29 protein-coding genes, 1 tRNA gene and 1 pseudogene are annotated in these 24,214 nt (G+C 68.2%); 17 read left to right on the plus strand and 14 right to left on the minus strand.

Annotation, left to right across the window (positions count from 1 at the left end; all coding sequences use genetic code 11):
* Positions 1 to 725: 725 nt before the first annotated feature.
* A tRNA-Met gene (locus F1D05_RS12180) sits at positions 726 to 798 on the minus strand.
* A 392-nt stretch (positions 799 to 1,190) separates the two neighbouring features.
* Here F1D05_RS12180 and xseA point away from each other — a divergent pair.
* The 9 genes and pseudogenes from xseA (at position 1,191) to F1D05_RS42950 (ending at position 5,379) form a co-directional block, all read left to right on the plus strand.
* On the plus strand, positions 1,191 to 2,396 hold the full coding sequence (gene xseA / locus F1D05_RS12185) for an exodeoxyribonuclease VII large subunit (RefSeq protein ID WP_185447699.1): 1,206 nt from the start codon (positions 1,191 to 1,193) through the stop codon (positions 2,394 to 2,396).
* A 1-nt stretch (position 2,397) separates the two neighbouring features.
* On the plus strand, positions 2,398 to 2,649 hold the full coding sequence (locus tag F1D05_RS12190; protein WP_185447701.1) for an exodeoxyribonuclease VII small subunit: 252 nt from the start codon (positions 2,398 to 2,400) through the stop codon (positions 2,647 to 2,649).
* 10 nt (positions 2,650 to 2,659) lie between these two features.
* The gene (locus tag F1D05_RS40085; RefSeq protein ID WP_246486624.1) at positions 2,660 to 2,974 is read left to right on the plus strand and encodes a hypothetical protein; all 315 of its coding nucleotides are present in this window, start codon (positions 2,660 to 2,662) and stop codon (positions 2,972 to 2,974) included.
* Entirely contained in the window at positions 2,926 to 3,234 is a 309-nt protein-coding gene (locus tag F1D05_RS42940) for a GNAT family N-acetyltransferase (protein WP_428995026.1), read from the plus strand. The genes F1D05_RS40085 and F1D05_RS42940 overlap by 49 nt, the downstream gene beginning before the upstream one ends.
* Before the next feature lie 157 nt (positions 3,235 to 3,391).
* Positions 3,392 to 4,243, plus strand: a complete 852-nt coding sequence (locus F1D05_RS12200) for a DMT family transporter (protein WP_185447704.1) — start codon at positions 3,392 to 3,394, stop codon at positions 4,241 to 4,243.
* Positions 4,244 to 4,322: 79 nt separating this feature from the next.
* Positions 4,323 to 4,757, plus strand: coding sequence for an FAD-dependent monooxygenase (locus tag F1D05_RS12205; protein WP_185447707.1), 435 nt, complete (start codon positions 4,323 to 4,325; stop codon positions 4,755 to 4,757).
* Between the two features lie 45 nt (positions 4,758 to 4,802).
* The gene (locus F1D05_RS12210) at positions 4,803 to 4,964 is read left to right on the plus strand and encodes a hypothetical protein (protein ID WP_185449874.1); all 162 of its coding nucleotides are present in this window, start codon (positions 4,803 to 4,805) and stop codon (positions 4,962 to 4,964) included.
* Between the two features lie 2 nt (positions 4,965 to 4,966).
* Positions 4,967 to 5,035, plus strand: a pseudogene (locus F1D05_RS42945) (FAD-dependent monooxygenase); the annotation flags it as partial.
* A 209-nt stretch (positions 5,036 to 5,244) separates the two neighbouring features.
* The gene (locus F1D05_RS42950) at positions 5,245 to 5,379 is read left to right on the plus strand and encodes a hypothetical protein (protein WP_428995027.1); all 135 of its coding nucleotides are present in this window, start codon (positions 5,245 to 5,247) and stop codon (positions 5,377 to 5,379) included.
* Between the two features lie 58 nt (positions 5,380 to 5,437).
* Here F1D05_RS42950 and F1D05_RS12220 read toward each other — a convergent pair whose 3' ends face one another.
* Entirely contained in the window at positions 5,438 to 6,016 is a 579-nt protein-coding gene (locus F1D05_RS12220; RefSeq protein WP_185447709.1) for an O-methyltransferase, read from the minus strand.
* Between the two features lie 68 nt (positions 6,017 to 6,084).
* Positions 6,085 to 6,717 carry a TetR/AcrR family transcriptional regulator gene (locus tag F1D05_RS12225; RefSeq protein ID WP_185447711.1) on the minus strand — a complete coding sequence of 211 codons (633 nt, stop codon included), beginning with the start codon at positions 6,715 to 6,717 and terminating at the stop codon, positions 6,085 to 6,087.
* Between the two features lie 41 nt (positions 6,718 to 6,758).
* On the opposite strand from F1D05_RS12225, the gene F1D05_RS12230 reads away from it, so the two are divergent.
* Positions 6,759 to 7,358 (plus strand): flavodoxin family protein, encoded by a 600-nt coding sequence (locus tag F1D05_RS12230; protein ID WP_185447713.1) that lies wholly within the window; start codon positions 6,759 to 6,761, stop codon positions 7,356 to 7,358.
* Positions 7,358 to 7,678, plus strand: coding sequence for a DMT family transporter (locus F1D05_RS12235; protein WP_185447715.1), 321 nt, complete (start codon positions 7,358 to 7,360; stop codon positions 7,676 to 7,678). The genes F1D05_RS12230 and F1D05_RS12235 overlap by 1 nt, the downstream gene beginning before the upstream one ends.
* 66 nt (positions 7,679 to 7,744) lie before the next feature.
* Here the strand turns inward: F1D05_RS12235 and F1D05_RS12240 are convergent, their stop codons facing one another.
* Both F1D05_RS12240 and F1D05_RS12245 read right to left on the minus strand, forming a co-directional pair.
* Positions 7,745 to 8,410, minus strand: a complete 666-nt coding sequence (locus F1D05_RS12240; protein WP_185447717.1) for a nucleotidyltransferase family protein — start codon at positions 8,408 to 8,410, stop codon at positions 7,745 to 7,747.
* A gap of 120 nt (positions 8,411 to 8,530) precedes the next feature.
* Positions 8,531 to 9,169: a DUF4245 domain-containing protein gene (locus F1D05_RS12245; RefSeq protein ID WP_185447719.1), complete on the minus strand. Its 639-nt coding sequence runs from the start codon at positions 9,167 to 9,169 to the stop codon at positions 8,531 to 8,533.
* Between the two features lie 151 nt (positions 9,170 to 9,320).
* Between F1D05_RS12245 and F1D05_RS12250 the strand changes: the two genes are divergently transcribed.
* Together F1D05_RS12250 and F1D05_RS12255 are read left to right on the plus strand one after the other, a co-directional pair.
* Entirely contained in the window at positions 9,321 to 10,283 is a 963-nt protein-coding gene (locus F1D05_RS12250) for a carbohydrate kinase family protein (RefSeq protein ID WP_185447720.1), read from the plus strand.
* A complete protein-coding gene (locus F1D05_RS12255) occupies positions 10,280 to 10,774 on the plus strand; it encodes a hypothetical protein (RefSeq protein ID WP_185447722.1) in 495 nt (164 codons plus the stop codon). The genes F1D05_RS12250 and F1D05_RS12255 overlap by 4 nt, the downstream gene beginning before the upstream one ends.
* A 28-nt stretch (positions 10,775 to 10,802) precedes the next feature.
* Here F1D05_RS12255 and F1D05_RS12260 read toward each other — a convergent pair whose 3' ends face one another.
* Complete coding sequence (locus tag F1D05_RS12260) at positions 10,803 to 11,510, minus strand: DUF1707 SHOCT-like domain-containing protein (protein ID WP_246486626.1); 708 nt, start codon at positions 11,508 to 11,510, stop codon at positions 10,803 to 10,805.
* Between the two features lie 261 nt (positions 11,511 to 11,771).
* On the opposite strand from F1D05_RS12260, the gene F1D05_RS12265 reads away from it, so the two are divergent.
* Complete coding sequence (locus F1D05_RS12265) at positions 11,772 to 13,448, plus strand: fumarate hydratase (RefSeq protein ID WP_185447726.1); 1,677 nt, start codon at positions 11,772 to 11,774, stop codon at positions 13,446 to 13,448.
* Positions 13,449 to 13,573: 125 nt separating this feature from the next.
* Here the strand turns inward: F1D05_RS12265 and F1D05_RS12270 are convergent, their stop codons facing one another.
* From F1D05_RS12270 to F1D05_RS12280, 3 genes are all read right to left on the minus strand, one after another.
* Positions 13,574 to 13,735: a hypothetical protein gene (locus F1D05_RS12270; RefSeq protein WP_185447728.1), complete on the minus strand. Its 162-nt coding sequence runs from the start codon at positions 13,733 to 13,735 to the stop codon at positions 13,574 to 13,576.
* A 65-nt stretch (positions 13,736 to 13,800) separates the two neighbouring features.
* Positions 13,801 to 14,493 (minus strand): DUF402 domain-containing protein, encoded by a 693-nt coding sequence (locus tag F1D05_RS12275; protein ID WP_185447730.1) that lies wholly within the window; start codon positions 14,491 to 14,493, stop codon positions 13,801 to 13,803.
* Positions 14,490 to 15,890, minus strand: coding sequence for a class II fumarate hydratase (locus F1D05_RS12280; RefSeq protein ID WP_185447732.1), 1,401 nt, complete (start codon positions 15,888 to 15,890; stop codon positions 14,490 to 14,492). The genes F1D05_RS12275 and F1D05_RS12280 overlap by 4 nt, the downstream gene beginning before the upstream one ends.
* A gap of 109 nt (positions 15,891 to 15,999) precedes the next feature.
* Here F1D05_RS12280 and F1D05_RS12285 point away from each other — a divergent pair, with 109 nt between their 5' ends.
* On the plus strand, positions 16,000 to 16,377 hold the full coding sequence (locus tag F1D05_RS12285; protein ID WP_185447734.1) for a DUF3224 domain-containing protein: 378 nt from the start codon (positions 16,000 to 16,002) through the stop codon (positions 16,375 to 16,377).
* On the opposite strand, the gene F1D05_RS12290 is transcribed toward F1D05_RS12285, so the two are convergent.
* Positions 16,362 to 17,003: a hypothetical protein gene (locus F1D05_RS12290; RefSeq protein WP_185447736.1), complete on the minus strand. Its 642-nt coding sequence runs from the start codon at positions 17,001 to 17,003 to the stop codon at positions 16,362 to 16,364. The two genes, F1D05_RS12285 and F1D05_RS12290, sit on opposite strands and share 16 nt — an antisense overlap.
* A 392-nt stretch (positions 17,004 to 17,395) precedes the next feature.
* On the opposite strand from F1D05_RS12290, the gene F1D05_RS12295 reads away from it, so the two are divergent.
* Positions 17,396 to 18,205, plus strand: a complete 810-nt coding sequence (locus tag F1D05_RS12295; protein ID WP_206686184.1) for a hypothetical protein — start codon at positions 17,396 to 17,398, stop codon at positions 18,203 to 18,205.
* Positions 18,206 to 18,280: 75 nt separating this feature from the next.
* Here the strand turns inward: F1D05_RS12295 and F1D05_RS12300 are convergent, their stop codons facing one another.
* The 3 genes from F1D05_RS12300 to F1D05_RS12310 all read right to left on the minus strand — a co-directional run bounded on the left by F1D05_RS12300 (position 18,281) and on the right by F1D05_RS12310 (position 22,751).
* Entirely contained in the window at positions 18,281 to 18,979 is a 699-nt protein-coding gene (locus tag F1D05_RS12300; protein ID WP_185447740.1) for a hypothetical protein, read from the minus strand.
* A 177-nt stretch (positions 18,980 to 19,156) separates the two neighbouring features.
* Positions 19,157 to 20,494 carry a PhoH family protein gene (locus tag F1D05_RS12305; protein WP_185447741.1) on the minus strand — a complete coding sequence of 446 codons (1,338 nt, stop codon included), beginning with the start codon at positions 20,492 to 20,494 and terminating at the stop codon, positions 19,157 to 19,159.
* 1,477 nt (positions 20,495 to 21,971) lie between these two features.
* Positions 21,972 to 22,751 (minus strand): isoprenyl transferase, encoded by a 780-nt coding sequence (locus F1D05_RS12310; RefSeq protein WP_185447743.1) that lies wholly within the window; start codon positions 22,749 to 22,751, stop codon positions 21,972 to 21,974.
* Between the two features lie 231 nt (positions 22,752 to 22,982).
* Between F1D05_RS12310 and trhA the strand changes: the two genes are divergently transcribed.
* A complete protein-coding gene (trhA, locus tag F1D05_RS12315) occupies positions 22,983 to 23,690 on the plus strand; it encodes a PAQR family membrane homeostasis protein TrhA (protein WP_185447745.1) in 708 nt (235 codons plus the stop codon).
* On the opposite strand, the gene F1D05_RS12320 is transcribed toward trhA, so the two are convergent.
* Positions 23,687 to 24,178 carry a MarR family winged helix-turn-helix transcriptional regulator gene (locus tag F1D05_RS12320; RefSeq protein WP_185447747.1) on the minus strand — a complete coding sequence of 164 codons (492 nt, stop codon included), beginning with the start codon at positions 24,176 to 24,178 and terminating at the stop codon, positions 23,687 to 23,689. The two genes, trhA and F1D05_RS12320, sit on opposite strands and share 4 nt — an antisense overlap.
* Positions 24,179 to 24,214: the final 36 nt, after the last annotated feature.

A 24,214-nucleotide genomic window follows, 5' to 3' on the forward strand; every position in this document is an offset into this window, starting at 1 on the left:
GGGCAACTCCTCACGCGGTCACCCATGCGACCAGCGGGCAACTCCTCACGCGGTCACCCATGCGACCAGCGGGCAACTCCTCACGCGGTCACCCATGCGACCAGCGGGCAACTCCTCACGCGGTCACCCATGCGACCAGCGGGCAACTCCTCACGCGGTCACCCATGCGACCAGCGGGCAACTCCTCACGCGGTCACCCATGCGACCAGCGGGCAACTCCTCACGCGGTCACCCATGCAATTAGCGGGCGCCTCCTCGGCCGCTCCCGCCTACGCAAGCCTCACCCGCCGCCGCAATCGACGGAGAAGCCGCCTCATACCCCATCCCGCCCGAGACCGGTGGAGAAGCGCTGGGACGCGCCGCAGCACCCGCGCCCCCCAACGGAATCGGCGGAGGGAGCGCCGGGACGGGGCCGCAGCACCCGAGCCGCCACTGGAATCGGTGGAGGGAGCGCCGGGACTGGCCCCAGCACCCGCGCCGCCACTGGAATCGGTGGAGAGAAGGCCGGGATGGACCGTGGCGCTCAGGTCGGCCTGGGACTGGTGGGAGGGGCCTTGGGCTTTGGTGGTGGTGAGGTCATGCGCCTCCTTCCCCGACTGGGTGTGCATCGGCATTACCCGCCCGCGAAGGCCAAACGCCGATGCTTGCGGTTGACAACCGATACGACAGCGATCGGCCCCAGCCCGCAGGCGCCCCGCTCGACCTTCAGCCAGACCGGGAAGCAGTACCAGGGGCCGGGGTCGAACCGGCGGCCTCACCCTTATGAGGGGTGCGCGCTACCGACTGCGCCACCCTGGCGTACGAGCGGTTGCCTCAGGCAATGAAAGGAGCCGCCCGCCCTGTCCGGGCGGCTCCCTAGGAGGTGTACCACTCGAACAAGAATGCGCTCCTCGAACGCCTGCACGCAAAGGGTTTTCGAATACCACGCAGCCACGCGCGACCGTCCGACCACAAGCTCATTGGCGGTTGGCCCTTCCCCAGGTGCGGATCACTCGAAGCCTGCCGAAGCCAGACCTCGGCCTGGGGCGACTCTGCGGAGGGGCCCTAGTCCACCACGCGCTCTCAGGTAGGCCCGAGCAGCAGCAGCGGTCGGGTCGGCACATCAGAGAAAGTACTGGTGTTCCAGGTCCGGCGGCGCGTTGTCCACAGGCCTTCGCAACACTGTCGGCGGGGCACCGTAGAGTCTCGGCGTGGCTTTGGAGACTTCACCGGATGCGCCTGCGGCCGTTCGCACGATTGCGAACGGCATTGCCAGCTGGATCAACCAGCTCGGCGCGGTCTGGGTCGAGGGGCAACTGACGGACGTCTCGATCGGCCGCGGCACGACGACCGTGTTCGGCACCCTGCGCGACACCGACGCCGACATCTCGCTGCGCTTCACCTGCAACCGTCGCGTCTTCGAGGCGGTCGACCCGCCCGTCACCGACGGCTCGCGCGTGGTGGTGAACGCCAAACCGAACTTCTTCGCTCGCCGCGGCACGCTTGCCCTCGCGGTCAGCGAGATCCGCCACGTCGGCATCGGCGAACTGCTCGCCCGGATCGAGCGCCTGAAGCAACTACTCGCCGCCGAAGGGCTCTTCGCCGCGCACCGAAAGAAACGGTTGCCGTTCCTGCCGCACACGATCGGCCTGATCTGCGGTCGCGATTCAGCCGCCGAGCGCGACGTCCTGGAGAACGCGAAGCGTCGCTGGCCCGCAGTCGCCTTCCGGGTCGAGTACGCCTCGGTCCAGGGCCCGGCCGCGGCCTGCGAGGTGATGACCGCGCTGCGCCGCCTGGACGCGGACGAATCCGTCGAGGTGATCGTGATCGCGCGCGGTGGGGGCTCGCTCGAAGACCTGCTGCCGTTCTCCGACGAGGGCCTGATCCGTGCGGTCTCCCAAGCCCGTACGCCGGTGGTCAGCGCGATCGGGCACGAGCCGGATTCGCCGCTGCTCGACCTGGTCGCCGATCTCCGCGCGTCCACTCCGACCGACGCGGCGAAGCGGATCGTCCCCGACGTACGCGAGGAGCTCGACGGCGTACGGCTGCTCCGGGAGCGTGGGCTGCGCGCGATCACCGGTTGGCTCGACCGCGAAACCCACGCGCTCGCCGCGATCCGGAGCCGGCCGTCACTGGCCGCTCCGACGACCGATCTGCAACGCCGTTCGGATGAGATCGCCGCGTTGGTCGATCGCAGCCGGCGGACCCTGACGCATCGGCTCGACCGGGCCGGCGACGACCTGGCGCATCGGCTGGCGAGCGTGCGGGCTCTGTCTCCCAAGGCGACTCTTGAGCGCGGATATTCGGTGCTTCAGCTCGCCGATGGGACCGCAGTACGCGAGGTCGGGCAGGTGTCGAGCGGCGACGTGCTGAACGCGCGGGTCAGCGACGGCCGGTTCGACGTGGAGGTGCAGTGAGATGGCAAGAAACAGCAAGCCCCAAGGAGAGCAAGTGACCGCCGATCGACCCGAGATTTCCTACGAGCAGGCCCGCGAGGAGCTCGTCGAGGTGGTCCGCAAACTCGAAGCCGGCGGTACCACCCTGGAGGAGTCGCTCGCCCTCTGGGAGCGCGGCGAAGAACTGGCCGCCACCTGCCAGCAATGGCTCGACGGCGCCCGCAAACGCCTCGCCGAAGCCCAAGCCGCCCACACAGACAAGGAGCCCAGCTGACCTCACCACCATGCTGAGCGTCCGCGCCGCACGAGCCGCGGACCTGTACGACGCGGCGGTGGTTCGGGTTGCCAGTTGGCGCGGGGCGTTCACCGGACTGGTGCCGCAGGAGTTTCTCGACGGGATGGACCCGGCAAAGATCGCTGCCGGCTGGCAGGACAGCATCACCGCGGGGCGTTCCCGCCTGTACGTCGTGGCGGCAGGCGACCGGATCGTCGGCTACGCAGGCGTGGGGCCGGCGAGAGAAGGACCGAGCGAGGCGGGCGAGCTGACGCGCTGTTCGTCCACCCGGATTCCTGGGGCACCAACGCAGCCCGCTTGCTGACCGACGCGGCGATCGGAGATCTCCGCGACAGAGGTTGCGCCGAGGTCTGGCTCTGGGTTCTCGAGGCCAACGGACGGGCCCGCGCCTTCTACCAGCGCTACGGCTTCGCCGAAACACCGGCGCGCACCGCCTCCAGCCTCGACGACCTGCCCGAGTTGGCCTGGCCCTCGACTTGCGGGCCTGGTACCGGGTCACCGGGTCACCGGGTCACCGGGTCACCGGGTCACCGGGTCACCGAAAATGGTTCGTCAGCCGGATAGCCGAGTTGCTAGCGTCGCGGCCGTGCATCGGATCATCACTCCCCCCACCGCCGCTTAGCGGACGGCCGACCTCAGCGCGCCCAGGGTTCTGACCTGGGCTTCCTTGGGCTGTTCGCAGACGCCCCGATCCCCTCCTGCGAACACCCTGGAGTGTCTGATGCATCACCGTGTCGCGCCGTCGTCGGCGCGCGGTCTCCTGTACGTGGCCCTGGCCGGAACCGCGTGGGGCACTGGCGGCCCCACCGGCGCCCTGCTCTTCCAGGACAGTGGCCTGAACTCGACAGCGATCTCCTTCTGGCGCCTGCTCGGTGGTGCCGTTTGGCTGGCTGCGGCTTGCCGCTTGCTCCGGCGAGGCCCGATCGTCCACCAATTCGCCGCCGCCCCGATGCGCTACCTCCTGAGCGGTTTGGGCCTGGCCGTCTGCCAACTCGGGTACTTCGCCGCGATCCCCCGGGTCGGCGTCGCTGTCGCGACCGTCATCTCGCTCGGCGTCGGCCCGCTGTTCATTGCTCTGGGTGCTCGCGAGCGCATCACCGGCACGTTGCTGCTAGCGGTACTCGGGCTGGCACTTCTCATCTCCGGCGGCGGCGGCACGGGCGGTGCATCGATCGCGGGCGTCGCCTTCTCGCTCCTCTCAGGGGCCGGCTACGCGGTCACCACCCTGCTCAATCGCGACCAGCAGGACCCCGTCACCAGCGCACTGCTCGGCTTCACCACCGGCGCACTCATCCTGTTGCCGTTGGCAATGACAGAAGGAATCACCCCGGCACTGGGCAGCTGGCCTTTGCTCGCGTACTTCGGTCTCGTACCGACCGCGCTTGCTTACGCGTTGTTCTACACCGGACTCAGGGCGATCCGCGCGTCCACCGCCGCCGTCATCGCCCTGATCGAGCCACTCCTGGCCACCCTTATCGGCGTACTCGCGTTCCACGAGCACCTGACGCTTCTCAGCATCATCGGTGCGGTGATACTCCTCGGTGCGGTGCTCCTCCAGGTCCGCCGCGAGTAACTCCTCGGGGGTATTGGGAGCTCTGTCAGGTTCCGGTGCCGGTAGTGGCGCGGATCCCGGCCAGGATGACGCGCAGGCCGTGGTCGAACTCCGCGTCCGGATCCGCGGCGAAGAGGTCGCCCACCATCTGCGCCGACAGCGGATAGCGCTCGCCGTCGACAACCTGTGTCAGCTGGTCAGCCTCCGCCTGGACTTCAGCGACCTCCCGACCCACTACCCCTTCACGCTGGGCATCGTCCAGGCCGCGATCGAACGCGAGCTCGACAGATACGTCACCGAGCTCGGAGCGCCGGTGCGCTGGGAGTCGCCGGTGTTCGGACTCCACCAGGACGCCACCGGCGTCGTGGTGGAGACCGGCGGCCCGGGGGGCGGCGACCGGATCCGGTGCGCGTACCTGGTGGGTTGCGACGGCGGCCGGAGCGCCGTACGCAAGCTGGCCGGGATCGGTTTCGCCGGCACCGACGCGACCATGACGGGTCTGCTGGCCGACGTCGAGCTCGGCGATCCGCCGTAGGGCACCATCTTCTCCCAACGCCGGGGACCTGGTGACTTCTCGGTGATGTCCTTCCAGCCCGGCTGGTACCGGTTGATGGTGCAGCGCCATGATCGGGTCCTCGACCGGTCCATCGAGCCGGATTTCGAGGCCTTCCGCGAATGCTTCGTCGAGGTCGCCGGCACCCGACTACGGCATGCACAGCCCCCGCTGGTGGCCAGGGGCTGAACATGGGCGTCCAGGATGCCGTCAACCTCGGCTGGAAACTCGCGACCGTCCTGCGCGGCGAGGCCTCCGACGATCTACTCGACAGCTATGCCACCGAACGTCATCCGGTCGCTGCTCGCGTGCTGCACAACACCCGAGCGCAGACGGCGCTGTCCCGGCCCCGGCCCGCACAGCGAGGCACTGCGCGAGGCCTTCGCTGGACTGTTCGACATCGACGACGTACGCCGGCGGCTCGGGCTGATGATCACCGCCCTCGACATCCGGTACGACGTCAAGGGCGATCACCCGCTGGCCGGCCGCCGTCCTCATCCGCCCGGACGGCTACGTCGCCTGGGTCACCGACGACGCCGACGACACCGGCCTGACCGACGCGCTCGCCACCTGGCTCGGCCCGGCCACCAGCACGGAGCGGTGAAGAAGGAGGCGCGCCTTTCGGCGTACCGGTGGTGCCGTCGTGGGGCGGGACTTGGTTGTCAGGCTGCGCGCACCGCCATCAGGAGTCCGCTTGCCCATGCCAGGCGGACGCATCGGAAGTCCTCGCGTTCGTCCAGTTCGGCCAGCAGGCGTTCGACGGAGGCCTCGTGACCCTCCGGCCAGCCGGGCTGGGGGAAGAGGTCGTCGATCAGGTAGGTCCCGCCGGGTGCGACAAGTTCCAGGGCCCGGTCGAGATGGGTGAACTTGCCCGGCCAGGTGTCCGCGAAGATGAGGTCGAAGGGCGCGCCGTCGAAATCCTCCAGCCACGTGCCGCCGTCCGCGGACACGAAGGTCACCCGCGGGTCGGCGCCCAACTGCTCTTGGGCGATGCCTTGGACGGTGGGGTCGAGTTCCACGGTGGTTAGGCAGGAGGCGTGGTCCATGCCGCTGAGAAGCCAGGCGCTGCCCTCGCCTACTCCGGTGCCGAGTTCGAGGATCCGGCCCGCAGGCCGGGTAGCGGCGAGTGCTGCCAGGAGACTTCCTGTGCGGTCCTCGCTGGACATGATGAAGCCCGCGTCGCGCGCCTTGGCGCGTAACGCGGGCAGGGTGGCCGGGAGGCTGTTCGGCGTATCGTCCATCCGGAGATGATGGGCGAACCTTGTCCTTGCCTGCAAAGTGCAATTCGCATTGCCGACATCCGGGAACTTCAGACTCGAACCTCTAGGAGTCCGGAGACTGCGGTGCGGAGTGCTGCCTGCATTCTGGTGAGGTCGAAGCCCTCGGTACGTAAGGCGTGATGGAGGTCGGCCGCGAGCGGGGCCAGGATGAAGTGGGCCGTGTAGTCGGCGTCCAGGTCCGGGCGGGCGGACTCGACGAGCATGGCGATGTGGCGGTGCCACAAGCGGTACGAGCCGATCCGGTAGCGGGCGCCGTCCGACGCGTTCTCGCTGTCGATGAACAGTTCGACATGCCGGTCGAGTAGCGCCAGGTAGGCGTCGAGGAACGCCACCGCCCGGTCGACCGGGTCAGCTCCCGGCCCCAGCGGCGGTGGGCCCGTCAGGATCTTGCCCTGTAGCTCCACCTCGCGCTCATCCAGCAGCGCGACCGCCAGTCCCGCGCGGTCGCCGAAGCGCCGGAACACGGTCCCCTTGCCGACCCCAGCCGCCGCCGCGATCGCGTCCAGCGACACGTTCTTCACGCCCTGCTCCGCGAACAGCCGTTCGGCCGCCTCCAGGACCTTCAGCCGGTTGCGGCGCGCGTCAGCCCGTTCCGGGCGTGGCTCGTCCAGCAGCGGCAGACCTGATTGTGAAACGGACTGCGGTCCGGTATTGTCTCCCATAAGACGGACTGTAGTCCGCTAAAGACTCTGGAGGAAACACCATGAGCACCGAATCCGCCCGGATCGCGATCGCCTATCACTCCGGCTACGGCCACACCGCGAAACAGGCCGAGGCCGTCGCGGCGGGCGCGGCCGCAGTACCGGGGGTTGTCGCTGACCTGGTAGCGCTCGACGAGCTGACCGACGAACTGTGGGACCGACTGGCCGCCGCGGACGCGATCATCTTCGGCGCGCCGACCTACATGGGCAGCCCGAGTGCGGTCTTCAAAGCATTCGCGGAAGCCAGCGTGAAGGTCTGGGCCGCGGATCTCGGCTGGCGGGACAAGATCGCGGCCGGGTTCACCAACTCGAAGGCGATGGCCGGCGACAAGCTCAACAGCCTGGTCGACTTCGCCGTATTCGCCGCCCAGCACGGGATGATCTGGGTCGGGCTCGACCTCTACCCGGGCTGGGCGGAGTCGACCGCGAGCATCGAGGACCTGAACCGGCTCGGCAGTTGGCTCGGCGCGACCGCCCAGTCCGACGCCGACCTGTCGGCCGAGAAGGCGCCGCCGGAGACCGACCTGCGCACCGCCGCGTACCTCGGCGAGCGGGTCGCGAAGCTCACCCTGCGGCAGTTACGCGGTTCGCTGGCCGCCTGATGGCCTGGCTCGTACTTCTCGCGGCGGCGGTCTTCGAGATCGCCTTCGCGCTCAGCCTCAAACCGAGCGAGGGCTTCAGCCGTTTCTGGCCGACGGCCGGCGTGCTCGTCTTCGGTGTGATCTCGGTCGTCCTGCTGTCCCGCACCCTCGACCGTCTGCCGGTCGGTACTGCGTACGCCGTCTGGACCGGCCTCGGCTCGATCGGCGTCGTCACCCTGGGCGTGATCCTCTTCGGCGAACCACTCACCCTCGCCAGAATCGCCTGCATCAGCCTGATCATCGCCGGCGTGGTCGGCCTCAGAATCGCCGGCAGCACCTAACGCGCGGGCGCCGATGAGAACGTGCGGCGACGCCGCGGCGCAAGCCGGAGCCTGCGGAACGCCGCGTTAGTGGCCGGTGCCTTCGCGGCGGCGTCGGCGGCGGTGGAGGCGGCTCCGGGTGGTGTGGATCGCGGGTGGGGCGACGGGCGCGCCACCGGGCTCGTACTGCGAGACGAGCGCCTGGTAGTCGCCCCAGTTCTCCACCCGGAGCGGAACGTTGCCTACGGCATCGACATCGGTGACCGTCCGCGGCCCGTCGTCGATCAGGTCCCAGATGTCCTGGTCGCGGCGCAGCGAGCGCAACTCGCCGAACATCTCCCGGGTGAAGAAGCACGGGTGGCCACGGCCGTTGTCGTAGCGGCTGACCCCGACCGGCGTGGCCACCTCGGCGACCAGCGACCAGACCGCGGCCGACGTCACACCGGGCTGGTCACCAAGCATCACGACCAGGCCGTCCGTACGCCGGTCGACCACGTCCAGCGCGGGCACGATCGAAGAACTACCGGTGTCGGCATGCGGGGACTCCACCACCCGCGCACCGTCCAGGTCGACCCGTTCGCGAACCTGCTCGGAAGCGGCGCCCAGCGTCACGATCAACTGATCGAATCCACAGTCGCGGGCGGTATCCAGCGAGGCGCCGAGCAGCGTTTCGCCTTGGTAGGAAAGCAGTTGCTTGGGGATGCCGAGTCCCGGCGACCCGTCGGCAGCAAGCAGCAACCCGGTGACGAACATGGACGCCTCAATCCCCGAGCAGGGAACAGAGGGTGACCATGACGGGCTCCTTCGTCGAATCCGATCTATTGATCGAACAACGCGGCGCCCGTTATGTCAACGGTGCATAACGTCAGTGAATCAGCGCACTGTGGCGGCAAACGTTTCCAGTGCGGGATATCCGGCATTCCCGGTCACGATGGTGGTCGCGCCGGAACCGATAAGAACAAGCGCATGTTCATCGTGCCTGTCCAGCAAGGTCTTCCGCTGCCAGACGACGCCGGCCACGGTCGACGTACCGTCGTCGGAGGTCTTGCCGAGTTCGTCGGCCTGAAAGCTCTTGCCGGTGACATTCGACTGCTCGAGCCCGACATATTTCTTCTTGTCGGTGACAATGCCCAGGTGCCAGGTCATCGGGCTTTGCTCCGGGGCGCGGAATTCGACACTGGTCACGGTCCAGCCGGCCGGCATCCGCTCGGGCCCGAGCACCCACGGGGCCAGCTTCTTCGCATCCTGCAGCCGCGCCGTGTACTCGACCGCGCGGACCTTCTCCGACTTCGGCCGCCAGGTGACGATCGCCAGGAACGCGACCACGATCAGGCAGGCCAGCATCGCCCAGACCATGTTGGTCATCGTCCGCGACTTCGCCCGGTCCGCACTGCTCTTCGCCCGGTACGCCGCGGCTTCGGCGCGCACCCGGGCGCGCTCGGCCTGCTCCGGGGAAACGTTCTCCTCGGTACCGGGCTGCGCGCGGGTCGACTCGGAATCCGTCGGGCTCATGGCACCAGTGTCTCCTGCCACCGAACTCGCCCGATCAACGAGGTCGGCCGTTGGCTACGATCCGTGGCATGAGCGACCCCAGTACGCCCCCCGCCCATCTCGAGGTCGTCGAACCGCGTGCACACTCCGCGACCGACTTCGAGCGCACCCGATGACGGCACCCGTCCTCGTCATCGGCGAGGCTCTCGTGGACATCGTCAGCGGCGGTCCGGCCAACGGCGGCGGCTCGGCTCACGGCCGCAACGGGAAGAACGGCAGCAAGGCGACCCCAGGTGGCTCTCCCGCCAACGTCGCCGTCGGCCTGGCCCGGCTCGGCCTGCCGACCGAGCTCGTGACGCGGTTCGGCACCGACCCGTACGGCGATCAGCTCGGCGCGCACCTGTTCGGCAACGGGGTCCAGCTGACGCCGGGTTCGGTGGACCCGAGCTTCCGGACCAGTACGGCGACCGCGAAGCTCGATGCGGCCGGCGTCGCGTCGTACGAGTTCGACATCACCTGGGACCCGCCGGCGCTGTCGCTGAGGCGGGGTTGCCCGGCCGTGCACACCGGATCGATCGCGACTGTTCTCGAGCCGGGCGCCGAGGCGATCGGCCGGTTCCTCTCCTCGCTGGCGTCGGAGCCGGTGACGGTGACCCTGGACCCGAACGCGCGCCCGACGATCACGCCCGATCGGGTGAGCACCTGGGGCGCAGTACGGGAGTTGGCGGCAACTGCGGATCTGGTGAAGCTCAGTGACGAGGACTGTGAGTTCCTGCGGCCCGGGTTGTCGCCGGACGAGATCGCTGCCGAGCTGCTGAGTGTCGACCGGACGAAGTGCGTGGTGATCACGCGGGGCGGCGAGGGCGCGATCGGCGTCAGCCGGGCCGCGCGGGTCGAGGTTGCCGCGCCGGCGATCGAGGTGGTCGACACGGTGGGTGCTGGGGACTCGTTCATGTCGGCGCTGATCGCCGGACTGCAATCGCGCGACCTGCTGGGCGCAGTACGGCTGGAAGGTCTTAATGAGGAGAGCCTGCGCGACGTCGTCGATTACGCGGTGAAGGCGGCCGCGATCACCTGCACGCGGCACGGCGCGGATCCGCCGACCGCTGCCGAGCACAAGGCGGCGTGGGGATGAGTACTGCGGACGCATGGGCGGCCGAGTTCGAGGCGGCCGGACGCGTCGTGTTTCCGCAACGTCGCGATCGGCTGGCGATCCGCCTCGCGGTCATCGTGCTGCTGATGGGCCTGTCGCTGTGGAGCAACGTCGACCATCTCCGGCAGGGCGATGTGGCTGGGGCTATCGGCGTACTACGGATCACCGCGCTCGCCGGATTCATCGCGGTCGTCGTACTGACCGCCTTCCAGCTGATCACCAGGCGGCCGGTGATCACGGTCGAACAGGCCGGGATCAGACTCGGCCGGAAGGCCGCGGGACTGGTCACGTGGGACAAGATCGCCCGCATCGACGAACCGTCCGGCATCCCCGGCATCCGCACCATCCAGGTCCAGCCCGTCGACCGTCACCGGTCCACCGCCCTCGGCATCCCCCAGGACAACGTCCGCAACCTCCCCGAACTAGCCACCTGGCTCCGCACCTTGCACGCTGAGCGAGTAGACCCAACGTAAGCAACCCGCCTCCCGGCGGCGGGGTGGGTCAGGTCAGGCGGAGGCGTTTGGTTAGGCGGGGGCCTCGTTTGATTTTGATTTCGCCGAGGATGGCGGTGCCGTGGATGTGGAAGATCTTGGGTGGACCGGCGTCGGCGTCGGTGGGGCCGCTGAAGGTGGAGGACTGTTCGGCGACCGAGCCAAGGATCGGGTTGCTGTCGAGGTGGACGATCGCGTTCTGGGGGACGCGGATCTTCACGTCGGCGAGTATCGATTTCACCTCGATGAAGATCTCGTCGTACGGGAGCTGCGCCTCGGTGTAGTCGAGTGTCACGTCGCCCAGGACGGCGTTGACCTCCTGGCGTTGCGGCGGGAGCCAGGCGCCCATCCGCTTCTGGTCGGACAGGAACACGGTGATTACCGGCGCCGTCGCGGGAACATTCGGCGAGTAGTGCGGCGTCAGCGAGGCGGTGCCGGCATTCGGTACTGCGAGGCCGTTCGGCAGGTCGGCCGTGATCTGGACCAATTGGCCGTACGTCTTCGCGCCGTAGACCGTCTCCAGGCGCTCCTCGAGCTCGGCGAAGGTCAATCGTCCCTCGCCGGCCGCGTCCCGGAGCCTCTCGGCGACGTCCTCGCGCTCCAGATCCGAGACCCGTCTGCGCAGTGCCAGCTCGTCACCGGTAGGCGGCCGCGGCGGGTCCTGCGGGCGCGACGGGTCCTGCGGGTCGTTCTGCTGGGGAACCTCTTCCTGGGCCACGGTCAAAACCTTACGCGCGGGCCCGGCCATCCGGGGATGAGTTGTCCCCCGGAGAAACCCCCTAGCCGACCCTGACCCGGCCGACCCCGTCCCGGCCGGCTACCACCCTGCCGTTCCCGACCCGGCTGATCCTGACCCGGCTGCCTGACCTCGCATTCCCCGACCTTGCCAAGCCCCAAGCCAGGTAACCCTTACCTGAGTCAGGAGCGGCGGTCGCCTTAGGCTGGTACAGCTCAGACCACTTGCCTGGAGGTACGCCCGGTGTCTGCCGATTTCACCTACTCCGACCTGCTCCCGCTCGGGGCCGACGACACGGAGTACCGGCTCCTCACCACCGAGGGAGTGAGCACCTTCACCGCCGGCGGCCGCAGCTTCCTGCAGGTCGACCCCGCCGTGCTGCAGATGCTCACCGCCGAGGCGATGCACGACATCTCGCACTACCTCCGCCCGACCCACCTCAGCCAGCTGCGCCGGATCATCGACGACCCGGAGGCGTCCGGGAACGACCGCTTCGTCGCGCTCGACCTGCTGAAGAACGCGAACATCTCCGCCGGCGGCATCCTGCCGATGTGTCAGGACACCGGTACGGCGATCGTGATGGGCAAGAAGTCCGAGGGCGTCCTGACCGGCGCGGTCGACGAGGAGTGGATCAGCCGCGGCGTGTACGACGCGTACACCAAGCTGAACCTGCGCTACTCCCAGATGGCGCCGCTGACCATGTGGGACGAGAAGAACACCGGGTCCAACCTGCCGGCCCAGATCGAGCTCTACGCCACGCCATCAGGGCCCGGCCCGGCGTCAATTCCGGCGTACAAGCTGCTCTTCATGGCGAAGGGCGGCGGCTCGGCCAACAAGTCGTTCCTGTTCCAGGAGACGAAGGCGGTGCTGAACCCGGACGGGATGATGAAGTTCCTGGACGAGAAGATCCGCTCGCTCGGTACCGCGGCCTGCCCCCCGTACCACCTGGCGATCGTGGTCGGCGGTACGTCGGCCGAGTTCGCGCTGAAGACGGCCAAGTACGCGTCGGCGCACTATCTCGACGCGCTGCCGACGACGGGATCGCCGGTGGGGCACGGCTTCCGGGACGTGGAGCTGGAGGAAGAGGTCTTCAAGCTGACCCAGGAGTTCGGGATCGGCGCGCAGTTCGGCGGCAAGTACTTCTGCCACGACGTCCGGGTGATCCGGCTGCCGCGGCACGGCGCGTCCTGCCCGGTCGCGATCGCGGTCTCCTGCTCGGCCGATCGGCAGGCGCTGGCCAAGATCACCGCCGAGGGCGTGTTCCTGGAGCAGCTCGAGCGTGACCCGGCACGATTCCTGCCGGACATGACCGACGAGCACCTGGCCGACGAGGCGGACGTCGTCCGGATCGATCTGAACCGGCCGATGAGCGAGATCCGCACCGAGCTGTCGAAGCTGCCGGTGAAGACGCGGCTGTCGCTGAACGGACCGCTGGTGGTGGCGCGCGACATCGCGCACGCCAAAATCAAGGAGCGCCTCGACGCCGGCGAGCCGATGCCGCAGTACCTGAAGGACCACGCGGTGTACTACGCCGGGCCGGCCAAGACCCCCGCGGGCTACGCGTCGGGCTCGTTCGGTCCGACCACTGCCGGCCGGATGGACGCGTACGTCGACCAGTTCCAGGCGGCCGGTGGATCCTTCGTGATGCTTGCCAAGGGCAACCGTTCGGCCAAGGTCACGCAGGCCTGCAAGGACCACGGCGGCTTCTACCTCGGCTCGATCGGGGGTCCGGCGGCCCGGCTCGCGCAGGACTGCATCAAGTCCGTCGACGTGATCGAGTATGCCGAGCTCGGGATGGAAGCCGTCTGGAAGATCGAGGTCGAGGACTTCCCCGCCTTCGTCGTGGTCGATGACAAGGGCAACGACTTCTTCACCGACACCCGCAAGCCGGTCCCGCTCACCGTCCGCCCCCGCAGCTGACGAACCCCGCAGCCGAAGGTCCGGCGCGCGCCGGCCCGGCCTGACCACACTCAGGCGGCTCTGGCCTACCCACACTCAGGCGGCTCTGGCCTGCCCACACTCAGGCGGCCGCGGCCTGCCCGCGCTCAGCCGGCTGCGGCGGTGACGGCCGGGTCGGGGAGCTTGCGCATCAGTGCTTTGGCGGCTCGGAGAAGGTCGGCTTCGTTGTGGCCGAATGCTTGAAGGTACGACCGCAGAGCGGACCGCAGTACGCGCAGCTCCTCGTCGTCCAGTTCGATCGTGTTCATATTTTCAAGGTAAGTCCGTTACGGGCAGAAAGCTCCGCCCGTGACCGACTCGTTTCCATCAGGGCTCAGCCGAGCAGCTCCTCGGCGATGTGGGTGACCGCGAACCCGGTCGGCGCCTCCGGCAGCCGCAGGTGCGGATCCGGCCGCCAGTCCTGCCAGCCGTCGGCGAACGGTGACGCCCAAGCATCGATCTCCCGTACTGCGTCGTGCGCGTCGGCGATGATCCGCTCCGCCTCAGCGGCGGTGAACCGCCCGGCGGCCACCGCACCCTCGAGCTCGTCCTCGTCCTTCCACTCGATCGTCCGGTCCGGATTGATCCACAGGTCGAGCACGTAGTCCATCGAGATGGTCCGGCGTGCGTCCGCGTCGCGCCGATGCTCGGCCTCGAGGTTCACGTACCACCCGAGGAAGGTCTCGTCCGCCGCCCAGAAATGCCAGACGGACCACGGCTTGCCCGCCGGCGACACCTTCAGGATCCCGGTCCCCCGCCAGACGTCGAGTTTGAGCACGCGCTCGTCGGTGAACATCGCGACCGGACCCGCGTGCCGCAGTTCGCGACCGTCCACCAGCACCGGCTTGATCAGCGGCGTCCCCGGCGCAAGCCAGGCGACCAGCCCCTCCTCATCGTCCTGCACCACCGTCATCGGCCGGACGTTCGGCAGGTCGCTGTGCTGCCCCACCCCTTCGTAGACCCACTCGATCGTGGTGCCTGGCTCCCAGTAGTACTCGACGCCGGGCAGCGCCTCCGCGGCCGTCACGCGCCGGGCCGGGTCATCGAGAGCAGGTCGAGGGCGGCGTCGAGTTGCTCCTCGGTCAGATCGCCCTTCTCGACATGGCCGTTCTCGATGACGACCTCGCGGATCGTCTTGCCCTGCTTGAGCGCGCTCTTCGCCACCGCCGCGGCGTTCTCGTACCCGATGTAGCGGTTCAGCGGGGTCACGATCGACGGCGACGACTCGGCGAGCGCCCGCGCGTGCTCGACGTTGGCGGTGATCCCGTCGACACACCTGTCGGCCAGCAGCCGCGACGAGTTCGCCAGCAACTGGATCGACTCGAGCAGGTTGCGCGCGATCACCGGCAGCATCACGTTCAGCTCGAAGTTGCCGCCGGCACCGGCCACCGTGATGGCGGCGTCGTTGCCGATCACCTGCGCCGCGACCATCAGGGTCGCCTCGCAGATCACCGGATTCACCTTGCCGGGCATGATGCTGGAGCCCGGTTGCAGATCGGGCAGCGAGATCTCGCCGAGCCCGGCCCGCGGCCCGGAACCCATCCAGCGCAGGTCGTTGCAGATCTTCGTCAGGCTGACCGCGATCGTCTTCAGCTGCCCGGACAGCTCGACCAGGCCGTCCCGGGCCCCCTGTGCCTCGAAGTGGTCCTCGGCCTCGGTCAGCTCCAGCCCGGTCCGCTGGTTCAGCTCGGTGATCACCTTCGCGGCGAAGCCCGGCGGCGTGTTGATCCCGGTGCCGACCGCCGTCCCGCCCAGCGGCAGCTCGGACACCCGGGGCAGCGTCGCCCGCACCCGCTCGGCGCCGCGGCGTACCTGGGTGGCGTAGCCGTTGAACTCCTGGCCGAGCGTCACCGGCGTCGCGTCCATCAGGTGCGTACGGCCGGACTTCACCACCTCGGCGAACTCGGATCCCTTACGGGACAGGGATTCCCCGAGGTGCTCCAGCGCCGGCAGCAGATCGCGCACGACGCCCGCCGTGGCCGCGACATGGATCGCGGACGGGAAGGTGTCGTTGCTCGACTGGCTCGCGTTCACCTGGTCGTTCGGGTGCACCTCGGCACCGAGCTCGCGGGTCGCCAGTGTCGCCAGCACCTCGTTCGCGTTCATGTTCGTCGACGTACCGGAACCGGTCTGGAACACGTCGATCGGGAACTCGGCATCGAACTCGCCGGCCGCCACCCGGTCCGCCGCCGCGACGATCGCCGCGGCCTGCTCGGCCGACACCACCCCCAGCTCCGCGTTCACCACCGCCGCCGACGCCTTGATCTGCGCGAGCGCGTGCACGAGCGCCGGCGCCAGCGGCCGGCCGGAGATCGGGAAGTTCTCCACCGCACGCTGGGTCTGCGCCCGCCACAACGCGTCGCGAGGCACCTTGACCTCGCCCATCGTGTCGTGCTCGATCCTGAATTCCGCGTTGTCACCCATACCTGCAGAGTACGTCGATCCGCCTTGTCGGCAGCGACTGATAGAACCTCTGTGGACAACGCCACAAGGAATACGACGCCACGAAGAACAGCGGCACGAGGGAGTACAGATGAAGTTCACCCAGTCCTTCGAGATCACCAAATGGGACCAGTCGACCTACGACGAGGCCCGTGATCTCACCCTCGGCCGGGCCAGCGTCGGCAAGACCTTCAGCGGCGGCGAACTGGTCGGCACCAGCGCGGCCGAGCTCCTGATGGTCGGCACCGAGGCCGGCCCAGCGGCGTACACGGCGCTCGAGCGGTTCACCGGCACGCTGGCCGGCAAGGACGGCGAGTTCGTGATGCTCCACGGCGCCAGCGCCGACCAGGACGCTTCACCGGGCAAGATCGTGGCGGCCACGGGTGGGCTGGCCGGCCTGACCGGCACAGTCCTCTACGAACACGATGACCAGGGACCGCGGGTCACCTTGGACTACGAGCTGGCCTGATACACGTAGTACGTCTCTGGACGCCCCTGCAGATCCACCGGCACGGGTTTGACCTCACAGTGCCCGAAGACGGCCTGTACGGCGGCCTCCAGCGGCGATGAGGCCGACGAGGACCACACAGTCAGTACGCCGTCCGCGCGGAGCTTCTCCTTGCACACGGCAAGGAACGACGACTCGTAGATCGCCGCGTTCTCGTCGTACACCAGAAAGTCCGGCCCGTTGTCCACATCGAGCAGGATGCCGTCGAGCGCCCCGGCCTCCTGAACGGAGACGGCATCGCGGACGTCGCCCACGAAGACCGACACCCGGGGATCGTCGAGCACCGACGGCAGCAGCCCATCTCGCATCCACCGCACCAGGTCCGCCTCGATCTCGGCGACCACGACCTCGCGTACGCCGTCGTCGGCCAGCAGGGTCCGCACGGTGTACCCGAGCCCCAACCCACCGACCAGCAACCGCGAAGGCTCTCCGGCCAACGCCACGGCGGCCAGCAGTTCCTCGCTGGACGTCTCCCGATCGTCCATCACGAACACCCCGTTGACCCGCAGCTCCAGCGCGCCGTCATCCGCACGCCGCCGCAGCACCAACTCCCCACGCTCGCTCAGTACCCGTGCAATCTCGCTCACCCTGCAATCCTCCCCCAACCCCTTACGTCCGAAGAGGCGAGGGGCCGGCCCCACAGTTGTTCGGACGCAAGCGGATCTCGACACCGGAAAGGAGCCTTACGTCCGAAGAGGCGAGGGGCCAGCCCCACAGGGGTTCGGACGCAAGCGGTTTTCCACAGGGGGGAAGGGAGGGGCCGGGAAAGGGGAGCAGAGTTGGCAAGTTCTCCGGTGTGGTGAACATCCGGAGAAAGGAAAGCAGATGTCGACGAGGAAATTGGTGCGGGCGATGTGAAACCTGCCGAAGGGCATGCGGGCAGGAGAAGCGGCGTCGGCAGGCGACGCTCCAAGCCGGTCAGCAAGGCGGCGTCGTCTCACGCGCCCAGCTTTACGGCGCCGGCTGGACCCGCTGGCAGGTGCACGCCCAGGTGCTGGCCGGTCGATGGGCGATCAAAGGCCGACAGACCATCGCGGTAACCACTGGCGAACTGCCCGAGGACGGCGAGTGGTGGACGGCCGTTTTCGAGGTCGGCTCCGGAGCTGCGCTGGACGGCGCCACCGCGCTCAAGGCCCTCGGCCTGAAGGGCTTCGACGGGCCGATCCATATCTCGACCCCCAAGTCCGCACGACCTCGCCACCCGCGGGGAGTCGTGGTCCACGAGACCAGACGACGCCAGGCCACCGATCTCGCGCTGTCCACTCTTCCCCGGGTGCGGCCGTCGGTCGCGGCCATCCGGGCAGCCCTCTGGGCCATCAGCGACAAACAAGCCTCGCTGCTACTCGTGATGTCGGTACAACAACGTCTGACAACGCCAGCCCACCTCGCCGAGGCATTGATGTCGATCCGGCGACATCGGCGGCGGCGCTTGCTGGATCAGGTGACCAACGAGATCGCCGGCGGAGCACAGTCGACCGGAGAGATCGACTTCCTCCGCCTCGGCCAGGAGTATGGCCTGCCCGAACCCGATCGGCAGAGTCGCCGGGTGACGCCCGACGGAATCGCCTTCCTCGATGTGGAATGGACGGCGTACGAAGTAGTGGTAGAGATCGAGGGCGTCCATCACCAGGAGGCAGATCGCGCCCTTGCCGATGCACTACGGCAGAACGAACTCACCATCGACAGATCGCGCGTGCTGCGGATCCCGGTCGTCGGTCTGCGCACCGACCCCGCCCGCTTTCTCGACCAGGTCGCCCGCCTCCTCCGCTCGCAAGGCTGGCCCGGCTAACCCCCAGCGCTAACGTCCGAACACCAGTGGGGCAGGCCCCACTGGTGTTCGGACGTTAGCGGGGAGAGAGGGGGGTCAGTACCAGTTCTTGGCCTTGGAGTGGGACCAGGCTGCGCAGGGGGAGCCGTAGGCGTCCTCGATGTAGTCGAGGCCCCACTTGATCTGGACGACCGGGTTGGTGCGCCAGTCGGAGCCGTAGGCCGCCATTCGATTGCCAGGCAGTGCCTGCGGGATGCCGAACGCCGAGGAGGTCGGGTTGTCCGCGTTCACCTTCCAGCGGGACTCCTTGGTCCACAGGCTGTCCAGGCAGCTGAACTGGCTCGCCTTCCAGCCGTGGTCCGCGAGCAGGTTCATCGCGACCTCCTTCGGCGTACCGGAGATCTTCTTCCGCTCGGCGTCGCGGCTGGCGCGCTCGTCGCGGGACTTGCCGTCGGTCTTCTGCAGCGCCTTGTACCGGGCCAGGGCGGCGTTCTTCGCCTTGCGCCGGAGCGCTGCCTGGTCCTGCATCGCCTTGCGGGCGGACTCGACCGCCTCGATCTGGTTCCGGAGCCGGACGATCTCCTGGCTCTGCTCCTCGACACTGAGCGGCTTGGCCGACGGTGACTTCGCGGCCTTCGCCTTCTCGCTGTTCAGCACGGCGAGTTCGGCGCGGCCGGACACCGGGTCCGACGCGGTACTGCTCCCGGGGGAGCTGAAGAGATCGAGACCTGCGACAACCGAGACGACGACGATCCCACTCACTGCGAGGATCGCGACGGAGCGCTTCGCTTTCATCTGTCCTTCCGATTACCCGACCCCCGTCGGCTGCAACAGGAACATACTCTGGCCTAAACACACTGTGATCACAAGCAGGTCACAATGAACGGTGCGGCCACATCGCGTGTGGCCGCACCGGGTACCGCGAAAGTCTTACTTTTCCTTTACAGATTCAAGCTCAGTACAGAACTGCTCTCACAGCTGCACGTCCTCCAGCATCTCGGTGACCAGCGCCGCGATCGGCGACCGCTCACTGCGGGTCAGCGTCACGTGGGCGAACAGCGGGTGCCCCTTCAGCTTCTCCACCACCGCGACGACGCCGTCGTGCCTACCGACCCGGAGGTTGTCGCGCTGGGCGACATCGTGGGTGAGTACCACCCGCGAGTTCGCCCCGATCCGGGACAGCACGGTCAGCAGCACGTTGCGCTCCAGCGACTGGGCCTCGTCCACGATCACGAACGCGTCGTGCAGCGAGCGGCCGCGGATGTGGGTCAGCGGCATCACTTCGAGCATGCCGCGGTCCATCACCTCGTCGATCACGTCGCTGCTGGTCAGCGCGCCGAGCGTGTCGTGCACGGCCTGGGCCCAGGGCGCCATCTTCTCCGACTCCGACCCCGGCAGGTAGCCGAGCTCCTGGCCGCCGACCGCGAACAGCGGCCGGAAGACGACGACCTTCTTGTGCTGCCGGCGCTCCATCACCGCTTCGAGCCCGGCGCACAAGGCCAACGCGGACTTACCGGTACCGGCGCGGCCGCCGAGCGAGATGATCCCGACGTCGGGATCCAGCAGCAGGTCCAGCGCGACCCGCTGCTCGGCGGACCGGCCGCGGAGCCCGAAGGCCTCCCGGTCGCCCCGGACCAGTCTGATCCGCTTGTCCGGCATCACCCGGCCGAGCGCGCTGCCGCGTTCCGACAGCAGCACCAGCCCGGTGTGGGTCGGGAAGTCCCGGCCCTCGGGGATATCGAGCACGCCGTCCTCGTACAAGGAGTCGACGTCGCTGGTCGGTACCTCCAGCTCGGCCATCCCCGTCCAGCCGGACGACTCCAGCGCGAGCTCCGCGCGGTACTCCTCGGCCGCCAGCCCACAGGCAGACGCCTTGACCCGCATCGGCAGGTCCTTGGAGACCAGCGTGACGTCGCGGCCCTCCGCCTTGTAGTTGCAGGCGACCGCGAGGATCCGGCTGTCGTTGTCACCGAGCCGGAAACCGGCCGGCAGGCCGTTCGGGTCGGTGTGATTGAGCTCGACCCGGATTGTTCCACCCTTCTCCCCCACTGGCAGGGGCGCGTCCAACCGTCCGTGCTTGATCCGGAGCTCGTCCATCAGGCGCAATGCGGTACGAGCGAAGTAGCCGAGCTCAGGATGATGCCGTTTTGCCTCCAGTTCGGTGACTACGACTACCGGGATGACCACCTCGTGCTCGTCGAACCGCGTCATCGCATGCGGGTCCGACAGAAGCACGGAGGTGTCCAGCACAAAAGTGCGCTGGTCCGGCGTGGATGAGGTGTTTGACGCCTTGGCGTGGGTGGCAGCCATGTCGCACGTCCTCTCGGACCGCAGCGTGCACCACGCCCGGTCCACCAGTGGTTAGGTGTTGGACCGGGTCCGGACCCGGAGGTCTGGTGCAGACCCCCTCCGTCGCGCAGCACACACGCGACCGGAAATCAGCGACTCCGAGACCGTGGGTCTCGGGCACTCCGTTCGGCCCCTCATGGGGCTACCGGCGAGCAGTAAAGTCTCATCTGATCGGGCCTCCCGGACGACCGGCTTCCCCTCCGACCGTCACTAGTGAGAGTAGGTCGGTCCGGCAAAGCCCGCAGCCCGACACGCCAGCCCGCGGGGTTAACACCGTGTTACGCCCTTCCCTCCCGCGAGGGACGACGTTCGGTCAGCGGAGTGAGCCGGTACTGCGGGCCGCTGCGACACCCTGATCGCATGCCCACAGCAACACTCCGCGCTGTAATCACCCGACTCCGCATACGACCCGGCTACGCGGCAGCCGCCTGGTCCCTGGCGTACGGCGTACTCGGTGTCTACTGGTCCGCAGGCGGCGCCGGCTACCCGTTCGCCAAGCTTGACGACGACCACTCGACCGCCTCACTACTTGAAGGCACGCCTGTTCAGGTCGTGGGGCCTGCAATCGCCGTAGTCGCGCTCCTGGGCGCAGTAGTGGCTCTGGTGATGACGCTCAGGCAGACGCGGAGCCGCGTGCTTGAGGTGTTCGCCGTCGCGCTGGCTGTCGTATTGGCGCTGCTGATCCCCGACTACACCCTGCTGGCGATGATCGCCCTGTCCCCTGCACTGCTCGTGTTCGCCTTCACCGGCATCCCCGGGCCGCAGGACGGCATCGGCGACGTCCTGTACTGGCACCGGGTGAACCTCATCCTGATGTTCGTCGGCGGCCTGCTCTGGGCCGCCACAGCGCTGGCGTACCACCGTCGGGCGCGCGACCTCTGCCTGAGCTGCGGACGCGGCGACGGCCCTGAGAAGGCCTGGCAAACTCCCGAGGGCGCCCTGCGCTGGGGACGCCGCGCAGTGCTGGTCGCAGTCGTCTCCAACATCCCGTACGAGTTCACCCGCATCGCCTGGTACTTCGGCTGGCCGCTGGGCATCACCGACGAGTTCGAGCAGATGATGAAGGACACGCCGTACATGCTCGAGCTGGCGCTCGTGATGGCGGTGATGGGCATCGGCGGCAGCATCCTGACCCATGGCCTGGTGCACCGTTGGGGCGAGGTCTATCCGCGCTGGATCTGGTTCAAGGCGGGCAAGCGGATCCCGCCTGCGCTGGCGATCGTGCCGGCTGCGCTGGTGGCCGTAGTACTGGTTCCAGCGGGCCTGATGAACATCCGGCTGCAGGGCGACGAGGCAGACGCCGGGTGGGGCCTGGTGTTGCCCGGCACCCTCTGGGTGGTCTGGGGTGCAGCGCTGGGCGCGGCCGCCTACGCCTACTACCTGCGACGCCGTACTACGTGTCGCCGGTGCGGCCGCGGCTCGCCTGCGCCCGCAGTACTCAGGTCCCGAAGCGACGCTCGCGCTGGGCGTAGTTCCGGATCGCTCGGAGAAAGTCCACGTGCCGGAAGTCCGGCCAGAGCGCCTCGCAGAAGTAGAACTCGCTCAGCGCGCTCTGCCAGAGCAGGAAGCCGCCGAGCCGCTGCTCCCCCGACGTACGGATGACCAGGTCCGGGTCCGGCTGGCCCTTGGTGTACAGGTGTTCGGCGATGTGCTCGACGTCGACCCGCTCGGCCAGTTCCTCGATCGAGATGCCCTTGGCGGCCTCCTCGAGCAGCAGCGAGCGAACCGCGTCGGCCAGCTCGCGGCGGCCGCCGTACCCGACTGCCACGTTGACGATCATGCCCTGCACGATCTGGGTGGCCGCCTCGGCGCCCTTGAGTACTTCGGCGGTCGCGCCGGGCAGCAGGTCGAGCGCGCCGACCGGGTGGATCCGCCAGCGGCCGATCGAGGTGAGCTCCTCGACCGTCTGCTCGATGATCCGCAGCAGCGGCTCCAGCTCCTCGGCGGGCCGGCTCAGGTTGTCCGTCGACAGCATCCAGACGGTGACCACCTTGACGCCGACCTCGTCGCACCAGCCGAGGAACTCGGTGATCTTGTTCGCCCCGGCCTCGTGGCCGCGCGACACCGGATCACCGGTGGCTCTGGCCCAGCGCCGGTTGCCGTCGATGATGACGCCGATATGGCGTGGCATCCGGTCCGGCGAGAGGGATTTCGCCAGCCGGCGCTCGTACAGTCCGTACACCGCGCTGCGCAGCTTTTGCTTGCCAGGTGTCCGCATGGGCAGATGATCTCCTTGGATGCTCGCCTACGAGGCTAACCGACAAACGGCCGCTTGAGAGGTGCCGGAACCGACATCGAACTTTCGCCGGAGTTCGTTCGTCGGACACTCCGGGCAGACGTGCTGTGGCGGTGATCTGGCCTACATTTCATCCTTAGGACCCATTGGACTTACGGGACCGTAGGTTACGGTTGCGTAGGTAAGCTTTCGCCCACTCTCGAGAGGATGGCGATGACGGCCAAGACCGCCACCAGCGACACCACCTCCCCCGAAGCAGGCCATCGCTTGTCCGGCGCCCTCGCGCCGTTGAAGCCGAAACTGCGCGGCTGGCTGCACGCCGGCACCTTCCCGTTCGCCACCGCGGCCGGGATCGTGCTGATCTGCCTGGCGCCGACCACAAGCGCGCGCTGGGCCGCGGCCGTCTACACGCTGGGCTCGATGCTGCTGTTCGGCATCTCGGCGCTCTACCACCGGTTCTACTGGGGCCCGACCGGCGAGGCGATCCTGCGCCGCCTCGACCACAGCAACATCTTCCTGCTGATCGCCGGCACCTACACCCCGCTGGGGATGGTGCTGCTGCGCGGCAACGACCGGATCCTGCTGCTCAGCCTGGCCTGGGGCGGCGCCCTGATCGGCATCCTGTTCCGGATCTTCTGGGTCGGCGCGCCCCGCTGGCTCTACACGCCGATCTACCTGGCCCTCGGCTGGGTGGCGATCTTCTGGATGGACGACTTCTACCACCTGGGCGGCGCGGCGGTGGTCACGCTGCTCGCGATCGGCGGCGGGCTGTACTCGATCGGCGCGGTCGTCTACGGCATCAAGCGGCCGAACCCGTCACCGCTGTGGTTCGGCTTCCACGAGATCTTCCACGCCTGCACCGTGGCTGCCTTCATCTGCCACTACATCGCCGTCAGCATCGCCACCTACCGCGCCGGCTAATCCCGCTCCAGCCACTCCAGCTCATCGGTGAAGGGCTGGCACAGCTCGAGCAGCATTCCCCGGAGCAGCTCGTAGCGTTCCGGCCCCAACTGCTCTTTCCACGCCTGCTCGACCCGTCCGATCGCGGCGTGACTGAAGGCGACCGCCTCGTCGCCCTTGCCCGTACGCCGTACCAACCGGACCCGGCGATCCTCGGGCAACCGGTCCGACTCCGTGAAGCCGAGCTTGTCCAGATAATCCACGTGCTGGCCGAGACCCTGTTTCGTCATCCCCGCGATCTCGGCCAGGTCGGTGATCCGCGCCCCCGAGTCCGGGATCAGCTCCAGCAACCGGTAGTGCGACACCCGTAGGTCGGGGAACCCCCGCTCGGAGTCGATCTCGATCTCCGCCCGGAGTCGCTTCAGGGCGAGACCGAACAGGCCGGCTATGTGCAGCCCGCGCTCCACCGGAGGTCGCGGGCTGCCCGAGAGGGCGTTGACGGAAGTCATAAGGCAACTTTACTATCAAGATGGTAAGGCTGCTTT

Source organism: Kribbella qitaiheensis, from assembly GCF_014217565.1.
Lineage (GTDB): Bacteria > Actinomycetota > Actinomycetes > Propionibacteriales > Kribbellaceae > Kribbella > Kribbella qitaiheensis_A.

What these genes read in the sequence shown, in the direction of transcription:
- F1D05_RS12190 (WP_185447701.1), top strand. Translation starts at nt 2,398, where the DNA reads ATGGCAAGAAACAGCAAGCCCCAAGGAGAGCAAGTGACCGCCGATCGA.
- F1D05_RS40085 (WP_246486624.1), top strand. Translation starts at nt 2,660, where the DNA reads ATGCTGAGCGTCCGCGCCGCACGAGCCGCGGACCTGTACGACGCGGCG.
- F1D05_RS12200 (WP_185447704.1), top strand. Translation starts at nt 3,392, where the DNA reads ATGCATCACCGTGTCGCGCCGTCGTCGGCGCGCGGTCTCCTGTACGTG.
- F1D05_RS12210 (WP_185449874.1), top strand. Translation starts at nt 4,803, where the DNA reads ATGTCCTTCCAGCCCGGCTGGTACCGGTTGATGGTGCAGCGCCATGAT.
- F1D05_RS12220 (WP_185447709.1), bottom strand. Translation starts at nt 6,016, where the DNA reads ATGGACGATACGCCGAACAGCCTCCCGGCCACCCTGCCCGCGTTACGC.
- F1D05_RS12225 (WP_185447711.1), bottom strand. Translation starts at nt 6,717, where the DNA reads ATGGGAGACAATACCGGACCGCAGTCCGTTTCACAATCAGGTCTGCCG.
- F1D05_RS12230 (WP_185447713.1), top strand. Translation starts at nt 6,759, where the DNA reads ATGAGCACCGAATCCGCCCGGATCGCGATCGCCTATCACTCCGGCTAC.
- F1D05_RS12235 (WP_185447715.1), top strand. Translation starts at nt 7,358, where the DNA reads ATGGCCTGGCTCGTACTTCTCGCGGCGGCGGTCTTCGAGATCGCCTTC.
- F1D05_RS12240 (WP_185447717.1), bottom strand. Translation starts at nt 8,410, where the DNA reads ATGTTCGTCACCGGGTTGCTGCTTGCTGCCGACGGGTCGCCGGGACTC.
- F1D05_RS12245 (WP_185447719.1), bottom strand. Translation starts at nt 9,169, where the DNA reads ATGAGCCCGACGGATTCCGAGTCGACCCGCGCGCAGCCCGGTACCGAG.
- F1D05_RS12250 (WP_185447720.1), top strand. Translation starts at nt 9,321, where the DNA reads ATGACGGCACCCGTCCTCGTCATCGGCGAGGCTCTCGTGGACATCGTC.
- F1D05_RS12255 (WP_185447722.1), top strand. Translation starts at nt 10,280, where the DNA reads ATGAGTACTGCGGACGCATGGGCGGCCGAGTTCGAGGCGGCCGGACGC.
- F1D05_RS12270 (WP_185447728.1), bottom strand. Translation starts at nt 13,735, where the DNA reads ATGAACACGATCGAACTGGACGACGAGGAGCTGCGCGTACTGCGGTCC.
- F1D05_RS12280 (WP_185447732.1), bottom strand. Translation starts at nt 15,890, where the DNA reads ATGGGTGACAACGCGGAATTCAGGATCGAGCACGACACGATGGGCGAG.
- F1D05_RS12285 (WP_185447734.1), top strand. Translation starts at nt 16,000, where the DNA reads ATGAAGTTCACCCAGTCCTTCGAGATCACCAAATGGGACCAGTCGACC.
- F1D05_RS12300 (WP_185447740.1), bottom strand. Translation starts at nt 18,979, where the DNA reads ATGAAAGCGAAGCGCTCCGTCGCGATCCTCGCAGTGAGTGGGATCGTC.
- F1D05_RS12305 (WP_185447741.1), bottom strand. Translation starts at nt 20,494, where the DNA reads ATGGCTGCCACCCACGCCAAGGCGTCAAACACCTCATCCACGCCGGAC.
- F1D05_RS12310 (WP_185447743.1), bottom strand. Translation starts at nt 22,751, where the DNA reads ATGCGGACACCTGGCAAGCAAAAGCTGCGCAGCGCGGTGTACGGACTG.
- trhA (WP_185447745.1), top strand. Translation starts at nt 22,983, where the DNA reads ATGACGGCCAAGACCGCCACCAGCGACACCACCTCCCCCGAAGCAGGC.
- F1D05_RS12320 (WP_185447747.1), bottom strand. Translation starts at nt 24,178, where the DNA reads ATGACTTCCGTCAACGCCCTCTCGGGCAGCCCGCGACCTCCGGTGGAG.